The organism is Pseudomonas defluvii, assembly GCF_001695625.1.
GTDB lineage: Bacteria > Pseudomonadota > Gammaproteobacteria > Pseudomonadales > Pseudomonadaceae > Aquipseudomonas > Aquipseudomonas defluvii.
Genome location: NZ_MBPN01000360.1, coordinates 1 through 262, shown reverse-complemented (window position 1 = coordinate 262; position 262 = coordinate 1). Strand labels below are relative to the sequence as shown.

Genomic DNA, 262 nt, shown 5'->3' with positions numbered 1-262 from the left:
GATCGCACCCCAGGTTCCCAGCGTGTAGCTGAAGGTGGTTCCGATCGCACCCCAGGTTCCCAGCGTGTAGCTGAAGGTGGTTCCGATCGCACTCCAGGTTTCCAGCGTGTAGCTGAAGGTGGTTCCGATCGCACTCCAGGCTTCCAGCGTATAGCTGAAGGTGGCTCCGATCGCACTCCTGGCTTCCAGCGTGTAGCTGAAGGTGGTTCCGATCGCACCCCAGGTTCCCAGCGTGTAGCTGAAGGTGGTTCCGATCGCACCC

The 262-nt window shown here is 60.7% G+C and carries 1 protein-coding gene; it reads right to left on the bottom strand.

The features are described 5' to 3' along the window. The coding region (locus tag EKA13_RS29060; protein WP_176717507.1) for a hypothetical protein at window positions 1-262 on the bottom strand (262 nt) is incomplete at both ends.